The sequence below is a fragment of the Phenylobacterium sp. genome (assembly GCF_004799515.1).
GTDB lineage: Bacteria > Pseudomonadota > Alphaproteobacteria > Caulobacterales > Caulobacteraceae > Phenylobacterium.
The window spans coordinates 69726-78976 of sequence record NZ_SSMX01000029.1; the positions used below are offsets into that span (position 1 = coordinate 69726).

The following is a 9251-nucleotide window of genomic DNA, read 5'->3' on the forward strand; positions in this document are numbered from 1 at the left end:
GAAAATTTCTTGTGAGCGCCGAGTTTCGCCCTTGACCTGCGCCCGTTTTGGCGAAGAATTTCTGGCGCGCGCGAGCAACGTGGGCCGATGGCGCTGGCCGTCCTATTGCGCTGGGGCTATGCGACGACGTTCACACCCCGAGCGTCGAGCGCCAGTCGATCCTTCACGCGGCAATGGGACTCAATCGCGACCCTCAGACGGCCGCCCAGTTCGCCATCATCCGACAGGTGATGTCAGAACGTCCCCAACGTCCCCATCGAGATCCTTGATGCAGGCACGAGATAAATTCCCGGACCCCGGACTTTTAGGGCTTGTGCCCCATTGCTGCTCTCACCTGAGAGATTGAATGGCCGACACCATCCAATGCGTAACTTTTTTCCTTCGACAGCGTCACTGTGTGCAATGCCTGGAGGCGAGCGCGCCGCCGCGTCAGCTCATCTAGCTGCGTCTCAAGCCTGTCGGTAAAAGTTGGGCTGGTCGATCCATAGATGTCTTGAATCTGCACCTCGGAAAGCACCCCTTGCTGTACTAGCTCCAGAAGCGGTTGATCTCCGGCGTGATCGGCGAACTGGGACAATGCAATGGTCGCATCTTCCGCGTTTCCCCCGTCGGTCGCGCCGAAGTTGGAAGCGAGATACTGGGCCGCGACCCGATTGCCTGCTGCGACCAGTTGGAGCAGCCGCCCGAAGCGGTTCGGGCTCTCGTCTATGAGCGACCAACATGTGCGGACTTTTGAGCTGACCGCTGTAGTCGGCCGATCGAGGAACTCCCGAACCCTGGCTGAGCACTCTGTCGGCGCAGCTTTGACGGCTTGGCTCATCAGCAGTGCGGAAAGGGCGACGGTCCAGGCGAGAATTCCGGCTGATCTTTGATACATATAGAAAGCCTCCACTCTTACTCTGGACGGGGTCCAACAATCACCCTGATTTTACCGCTGCCGTCCGCCTTTATAAGGTCTAGCAACCTCTGAAGGCCTGCTTGGGAACTCCCCAGGAAATCCTTGGCGTGTGATAGTCCGACGCCAATGCAGCCTTTGAAATCGCGTGGAAAATTGCCGCTGTGGATTTGGACGTTGGCATATCCTGGCACGCCCGCGAGTTCGACCCGATTGGGGCTGTGATCTCTGCGAATAAAAGCTGAATAAGTGCCAGGAGGGATGGGTGGTTTGTTGCGGTAGTTGCCAGCATTTGCGTTTTCCATGGCGTACAGCGAAATGGACTGCTGGGTAATATCGCTTGAAGCAGTCAGCATGTCAGTGACGCTGTTGCCGCTTGAAGAATAACCTTGTCGCTGGACCGAGATGGTGACTTCTAGTCCTTGCGGGTCGATCAGCCACAGCGGATCACCATCCACATAGCTGTAAAGGTTCTGCCCGGCCTCAATGCCCAACGGATCGGCCTCCATGTAACGCCCCAGGCTAGTGTCGTAGTCCCGGTTCCAGTTCTGGTTTGCCGCAACCGCCCCCAACTCGTCTTCGAAGTATTGCCCCGGCAGGCGCAAAGCCAGAATGACACTGGCGGTGGTGAAGGTCTGCGCGGCGCCGAACGGCTCCAGATAGGCGTCCCAGACCTTCGCCTGGGTGGCGTCGGTCATTACTTGCGGGTCATCGAGCTGACCGGTGTGTATGTAGTAGATGGCCGGCGACGCCCCGGTGGAGTCGATCATCGCGACCGGCATGTCGTCGAGCCAGACGTACTCGCGCATGACCGCGCCCGTCGCACCGTCGTGCTCCGCGAGCAGATGGCCCGCCTCATCGAAGATGTAGTTGAAGTCCGCCCCGGGCAGGTTCAGCGCGCGCCAGACCCGCTGGCCCTTGAAGTCATAGCCGTAGCTGGCCGTATCGGTCCCCGAGATGGTCACGTCCGTCACTCGCTTCCGAGCGTTGTAGCTGTAGACGTAGGTGTAGCCGCCGGCGTCTTGGGAGAGATCGCCACCCGCCCGGTAGCTGAAGCTGCGGATCGTCGCGCCGGACGCATCCTGTGTCTGGGTCACCTGGTTGTTGGTGGCCGAGAGGATCGGCGTCGCGTGGGTGGTGGTCCCGCCGAGCGTCCTGGCGAAGTCCGTCCGGTTGCCTGCCGCATCGTAGGTGTAGGAATCCGCGCCCCACGGGCCGGTCGCCGCGTTGAGCCGGCCTGAGTCCGTATAGCCGAAGCTCGCGCCGCGGCCGCTCGAGATGTTGTCGGTGACCCCGGACAGCCGGCCGTTCGGGTCCCGGCTGAAGCTGAGATCGAGGCGCGAGACGCCGAGCGCATTCACCTGCGTCTGGCTCAGCCAGTAGTTGGCGTCATAGGTACGGGTGAGGTTGAGGTCGTTGCCGTAGCTGAGGCTCTTGAGCGGCCCGAAGGGCAGATAGACCACGCTGGAGGCGACAGCCTGGGCCCCCGCGCCGGGCGCCGCGGTGGCGATGCCGGTCACCAATCCGTCGACAGCGCGGGTGTAGGAGACGGTCCGGCCCGACGGAAGGGTGATCTGTGTCACCCTTCCGTTGGGATCATAGGCATATTGCACAGAATAGCTCTGGGTCTGGATGACCTTGGCGTCGGTCACCACCCTTCCCTGAGCATCGTAGGTGAAGCCGGTCGAGCCGGACTGTTCAGTTACGCCGGTGAGCCGGCCCACCCCGGCGTTGCCGCCAGCAGTGGCGTCAAAAGCGTAGGTAATATTCTCAGCCGTGTGGCCAGGATAGGCCGATCCAGTGAGCCGGCCCGCCACGTCGTAGCTGAAGTCCGTCTCCTGGCCGTCACCGTCCACGACCTTCGTGACCTGGTCGGCCGAGTTGTACCAGTAGGTGAGAATTCCACGATCCGGACTGCTCTCGCGGATCACCCGGCCGAAGCCATCGACAACGCGCGCCGTATCGAGATTCCGGCCGTCCTTGTGGTCGTCGAGATTGTCGGCCGCATCGTAGGCGAGATGGATGGAATGGCTCTCCGGGTCGGTGGCTACGATGGCCCGGTTCAGGCCATCGAAGGTGGTGCCGTATACCTTGCTGCGGGCATCCGTCGTCTGCACCGGATTGTCCATCTTGTCGTAGCCGTAGGACCATGTCTGCGATCCGGCTCCGATGGCGTTCAGAAGCCTTCCAAGCTCGTCGTACGTCGCGGTCTGCTGTCGCGTGAGTGTCCCCGAACTGTCCTTCACCTGATCGGTCAGCGGGTTGTCGTCCGCGTCGTAGGTGAACGCCTCGGTCTGGCTTCGATCGTTGGTGACCAGCGTGACCCGGCGAGCATTGTCGTACGTGTATTGCAGGTATCCGCCGCCAGGCAGCGTGATCTGGGCCAGATCACCGGCGTTCGTGTAGCTGAACTGGTACTCGGATTGGCTCGCTCCGGGGTTCACTGTGGCGGTCAGCAGCCGGTCGTCGAGATCATAGGTCAGGGTCGAGGTAACTCCGTTCGCGTCTACGACAGTTGTGGGCTTTCCGCGGCCGTTTCGGCTGGTGATCTGGGTGACATGGCTCAGCGGGTCGGTGACGCTGGTGAGGAACCCACTGGTGTCATACGCGAACACGGTCACGCCGCTGATCGGGTTAGTCACCGTGTTGAGCAGGCCGCTCGAATAGTAGCTGTAGCTCCAGGTCTGGGTGCGGCCGTTGGTCGAGTAGGGTGAAGTGAACGTCGTGGCGTCTGTCACCACCTTGGACGTGGCGTTGCCGTTGGTGTCGTAGGTGTAATTAGTCGTCCGCGTAGGCTCGGTGACCTGCGACGGGAGCGAGAAGGTGGTGTTCCAGGTCGTTCCGATGGTGCGGGCCTGGCTCGTGCCATAGGCCTCTGTGCGGCTCGTTTCGTAGCCCGCCGAGTTGTAGGTGTAGTGCGTGATGTTGCCGTTCTCATCGGTCGCGCTTGTCGGGAAGCCGGACGAGTTGAACGCGAAGGTGGCGGTGGAGGCCGGAGTGTTCGTTGAAGCCGCCCCCTGGAGCTGGGTCAGCATCAGCGCGTTGTCGAACGTGCTGAAGGTGTAGGTGGTCTGCTTCCCAAGCGCGTTGGTGACAGTCCGGGTCATCGCGGTATCGTTGTAGGAGATGGTCGTCAGGCCGACCCCCCCGGCGCGCTGCGAACTCGTCACCCGAGCGTTGGTGTCGTCATAGGCCCAGGTCTCGGTGCGGATGCCGCGTTCGTCGGTGATCCCGGTAAGGGCGTTGGGGAACGCTGTGTCCTCGTATTCGTAGCTGACCGTGCGGCTAACCCCGCCCTGCGTGCGGGTGACGCTTGTGAGGTTCTGGATCGAAAGGCCTGTGGGGATCGTGGCCGCCGTGTAGTTATAGTCGATCCCAATGCCGTCCGGGAAATCAATGTGGGTGACCTTGCCAGTGGTCCAGGTGATCGTCGCCGTGCGGCCAAGATCGTCGGTGATTGTCTGGAGCACGCCGGAGGCGGTGTAATTGAAGGTGTAGGTGTGTCCGCCGACCTCCTTGATGCTTGTGATAACCGCGGGGCCGGTCGAAATCAGCCTGGTGAAGAGGTCCACCTCCCCGTCCGCTGACGTCCACACCCAGGTCGAGCTAGTCGGGTGGGTGAGCGTGTCGCGTCGACCGCCGGTCGCAGGTGCGCCGCCGAGGTACTTGAAGGCCTGCCCGCCTTCGAGCACGACCGTGTCATAGTACCCGGCGAAGTCCTCTAGCTGTCGATCTATGATCGAACTCCAGCCGAATCCGAAGCTCGCGCTTGCGGCAGGCCCTGGAGAGAGGGTTTGGCCCACGGTGCCCGGTGCGCTCGGCGTCGGGTTCTGGAATGAGTAGAGCCGCGCGAAGCGGAATGGGTGCGGACCAACGGTTTCAAAGTCGGCGACCGTCTCCGTGAGATCGCCAGTCGCCAGAACCACAGGATCGCCGGCCGTCACGAGGCCGCTGAAGTAGCTCATCAGGCACTTAAAGCAGAACGACGCCGGCGTCTGAGCGACCTTGAAGCACCCAAGGTACGATGCTTTGTAACCGCCCGGGCATTCGAGCAGGAGGGAGAGTTTGTATTGGCCGAGGCCGCCGGCGTAGTGGTCGCCCCAGCAGGCCTGAGTGACCCCGCCGGCGCCATCGGTGGTGTATTCACCGAGGTACATGGTCCCGTAGATACCGGTCCAGCTTTGGCAGGTTGCGTTGGTGTCCGCGCCATACCCGGTCATCCCCTCGCACGATCCGGTTCGCTGATAGGTGCCGTTCCAGCAGCCAGGGTCGTAGTTCGCACCCGTCTGAGCCTGAGCGACGTCGGGGACGCTCAGAGCCGACAGCGCGATTGTTGGCGCAACGAGGAGCGCCGCTACGCCTGCGGCGCTCAATGACCCACAAATGACGTGGACTGCACCCAGCAGCGCAACGCGCACGAAGGCCAGAATGCACCACCATCGGGAGTTCGTTCTAGGAGGGTTTCGGTCCAGCAATTGTCGCGGACTCGATAAGCGTGAACTGGCCCACGACATGACGCCCCACGCCCACAAAGCTACCAACCTGTGGAGCTTACGGCTGCCCCGAACGGTTGCGCAACCGGGAAGCGAGGATCACCAGCATCACAACTTTTTGTCGTTAACGAATGTTGACGAGGTTCCCCGCAGAACGGCCGATCAGCGGACAGTTGAGCCGCCGGTGTCGGTGCTTGCGTTCGGGGGATGAACCTCAGTGAAATCCACCGCTATCGACACCACCTGGCCCAGGATTTCCGCCTTGGTATAGGGCCCGCATTGGAGTGCGGCCTGCACCACCTGGTCGGCTACTGCGCGATCTTCGGCGGTCAGGATCGGAACGATGGACTCGATGCTAGGAGCGGCGGCAAGCCCGCCGTTTTCCGCCAATCTCAGCACCAGCCGCTGCGCCGGTAGGTTCGGACGCAGCCCCGCCGGCAGGCAGCGGGCGATTTGAGTGAGCAGCTCGCTGGTGGCGGTCGGGTCACCTCCGGTGCTGGCCTTCGCGCCCCGCAGCTCGTGATCCCTTTCCGTGCTCACCCGAGAGTCTCCGTCGGCTTGCCAGGCGACGGTGCGCGGCTTGTCCGCGCTATTTATCTGCTCCGGTGCGGTGGCGGCAGGCGCAACCTCGGCCGCCCCACCGACCGACTGATCAGATCTTAGAGACGCCGTCGGCTTCGCCTTTTCAGCAGCCGTCACCTCGGCGTTCATCGGCGGTGGATGTGGCGAAGCAATCCCGGCCGATGCTTCACTGACCAGGATGATGTCAATCCCGCTCCCGATCGCAGGGCCGGGCGCGCCCGCAACTCGCGCCCGATTCCAGGGCGTGAGCGCGAGAAAGGCGACCAAATGCACAAGGACTGACAGCACAACCGCGAACGCCCGGCGACGGCGACGCAAATCCCATCGGTCAATGACTCGGTACATAGGCCGCCCCGCCCAAAGCACGCGCACCACTCAATCATCGGCAGTCGATTTGGACGACACAAAATGAAACGGGTCGCAGCGAAGTGATAGTTTTCGGCTGCCAGAAAATTCAGTCCATCAACGAACGACGGAGAACGCGTCCTAGTGCCCTGGGGCTATGCGACGACGTTCACACCCCGGAGGTTGAATGCCGCTCGATCCTCTGTGCGGCAATGGAACTCAATCGCGAGCCTGAGACGGTCGCCCAGTTCGCCATCATCCGACAGCTGATGTCAGAACGTCCCCATCGTCCCCATGTCCCGCCCGATCCACCGAAGGATTCCGAAGCCGCCTAGCACGCGCATTCGAATCCCCTCGGGCGGACCTTATCGGGAGTCAGCTCGGACTTTTGACTCTTCGGCGCTTCGCGCGCCCAGCCATCGACTGGCTTCCGATGAGGAACTTCGCCAGCTCGTGCCGTTGCTGTGGGCGTGCGTCTGCAACGACTAAGTCCCGAAGCCCCCAAAATCCCCGATCCATGGGACTGGACGACGATACGTTTGGAGTTCGGATGCTCTGCGCGTCCGTTTGCTTTAGACTATTGGTCCGGCCTTAGCCGTCCACTTTCCTTGCAGGTTGGCACCCAACATCCCAAAACCTAGGATAAGCGAGATCCACGTTGGAACCTCTGGTATTGTCTCGGATAGCTGCAGGTTATCGACGAAAAATGGAACCAAGGCCCTTCCGGACCCGCCAGACACAGTCGCCGTTAAATCCAAGGCGACCACGTTGGCCACGTCCGCCGGTACGTAGGCTGCAGTTGTAAATCGAAACGCAGAGAGATCACTCGAGATTGGGGTGAGATCTATAAATGATTCATTGTCGAAAAAGTGCTTGTTGGCTGGGTCAATCCCCATGATTGCGTCAGCGTAGAACGGCACCCCCTCAAGCGCACCAATTTCTCCGTTCCGTACTATTAAATTCGCTCCGGTCGTGTCCTCAATCACCAGCGAATAGCCGCTCTTCACAAACAGGAAATTGCCGCCTGGATTGTCGACGCCGTCGTACGTCGATGAGCCGATGCTCAGACAGTCCGACGCCACGCAGGGCGTGAACTGTCCGGGCAGGCCGCCAGAAATCACCGCCCTGAACTGATACTGACCAACGTCGTAGGTAGGGCCAAGCGCAAGCGCTTCGCCCGGCGCCACGGATACATTGTTGAAGTTGATCAGAACGGTCGCCATAGCAGGCGCGGCTGCGACCATCCCGAAAGCCAAGGAAATTGAAGCCATCAGATTTCGCATGGCAGCCCCCAAACGATCATTGAGTTTGAAGCCTAGCTTCATTCAGCAACTCGCGCGATGCAATTTGGGCCTCTTAGAAATCGATGCTGCCCGACCAGGGCGGACGCGAAGTCAGCTGCACCGTCTCCCGGCAGACCTCGGACTTTCGAAGCCTTGACGGATGATGCACCGCGACGTCGAGCATCGAAGGAAGAGCTACAGCAGCTCTTCAACGCGCTGTGCGAGACGGTAAAGAGTGATCGAAAGGACGACGAGCGGAAGCGCGCTGCCTAAGGTCTCCGAGATCACTTCGTTCCTCGCGAACCTGGGTCACGGAGATTCACAAACCGGACACGATGCCAATGGCCTAGCTGGTCGCAGACCGAAATGACGACCGTGTAGGGCTTCGGCGGCGCGCCCACGAACCCATCTACGAAGAAGTGCGCCGAGAATTGTCCGCGGTCCCCAGGCGGCACAGCGAAGTTGCTGGAATAGGTTGGACCGCCCTGCTCCTGGGTCATCAGAATCTTGTGCTCCACCCGGCTGCGCGGCCGAACAAGCTTCACCTCTGAGGGGTAGATTGGCTGATTGCTGACGTTGGTCATCCGGCCGCGCAAGGCGATCTGGGTCAACTTGCGACCATCCGTCTGCGGCGCATGGTGCCAGAAGCTTTGCTGGATGTTGGGGAAGAAGACGAGGGTCTTGATGGTCCGCTCTTGGTAGGTCTTGAAGAGAGCTAGGATCAGACACCCGAGGCCGAGCGCGAGCACCCACACTGGCCAAGCGCCAGGATGAAAATCCGGCAGGTACAGACCAAGGGATAAACTGAGCACTCCCACAGAGATGAGCGCGATTGCGAGCGCCCACAGAAATAGACTGCCGCGCTCCCATAGCTTGACGGCGTTTCCTATCATGCTGGCGATATCAGTACCTGGCATGACTTGATGATACCGGAATTTGGCGTGTGCGCTATGTGACTTGGGGATCGCTCTATCGTCCAAGGCTCGATTTGCACGCGGGGGCGATGGGACAACGTTCGAATTCCTGCGGCGCTGGAGAACCAAGCGCGCCACGCAATATCGTTCATTGCGGACGATGCCGCCCTGGAAGCCGGCCTCCGGCTTTGGGCTAAGGACTATTTCGCTGGTGAGGAGCCGAAGCGGGCCGCTGTTTGAAGGTCTTCCCCCACTGCGAACCTTCGTAAGGTCTGCGATGGGTGGTTTGCGGAAGTTGACCGCCCCATCGGAACCGGCAAGCTAGGGCATATGAAATCCTTTGCTGCTGTGGTGATCCTGTTGGTGGCCATGCCTGCTATCGCGGCCAACCACAGGAAGGTTTCGCCCCAGGAACTCGCCGAGGCAGTCAACAAGGCTGACGGGAGTGTTGTCCCGTATCGCAAAGCGCCGCTATCGCCAGCTCACGTCCGATCCGTGCGTTGCGTCGGTCCGGAAGAGGAGCCCACCGAGTTCGAGTGCAGATGGGAGCAGCGTCTCAAATCTGGCTGGGCCAAGCGAAAGACCTGGCTAGCAATCGATGGATCCGGTTGGCACGTGATCGATTGACCCAATGTCCGCAATAGGTGGAGAGCGGTCCTTGGGTTCGTGCCAACGAGGCGGGCATTCTGTGCGTCAGCAGCGGGTTCAGCCGCCCTGCGTTCGACAGGGAAAGTAGGGC

Annotated in this window: 5 protein-coding genes; all 5 read right to left on the bottom strand. The window is 61.1% G+C overall.

Going from position 1 to position 9251, the window contains the following annotated elements; translation table 11 throughout:
- Positions 1–304 precede the first annotated feature (304 nt).
- Complete coding sequence (locus E8A49_RS13175; protein WP_293381806.1) at positions 305–892, bottom strand: hypothetical protein; 588 nt, start codon at positions 890–892, stop codon at positions 305–307.
- 2 nt (positions 893–894) lie between these two features.
- Positions 895–5268, bottom strand: coding sequence for a DUF5675 family protein (locus E8A49_RS13180; protein WP_293381809.1), 4374 nt, complete (start codon positions 5266–5268; stop codon positions 895–897).
- 282 nt (positions 5269–5550) lie between these two features.
- Positions 5551–6315: a hypothetical protein gene (locus E8A49_RS13185; protein WP_293381812.1), complete on the bottom strand. Its 765-nt coding sequence runs from the start codon at positions 6313–6315 to the stop codon at positions 5551–5553.
- Positions 6316–6887: 572 nt separating this feature from the next.
- Positions 6888–7640, bottom strand: coding sequence for a hypothetical protein (locus tag E8A49_RS13190; RefSeq protein WP_293381816.1), 753 nt, complete (start codon positions 7638–7640; stop codon positions 6888–6890).
- 242 nt (positions 7641–7882) lie between these two features.
- A complete protein-coding gene (locus tag E8A49_RS13195; protein ID WP_293381819.1) occupies positions 7883–8578 on the bottom strand; it encodes a hypothetical protein in 696 nt (231 codons plus the stop codon).
- Positions 8579–9251 lie beyond the last annotated feature (673 nt).

Coding starts and splice junctions, on each gene's coding strand:
- E8A49_RS13185 (WP_293381812.1), bottom strand. CDS start 6,315: ATGTACCGAGTCATTGACCGATGGGATTTGCGTCGCCGTCGCCGGGCG.
- E8A49_RS13190 (WP_293381816.1), bottom strand. CDS start 7,640: ATGAAGCTAGGCTTCAAACTCAATGATCGTTTGGGGGCTGCCATGCGA.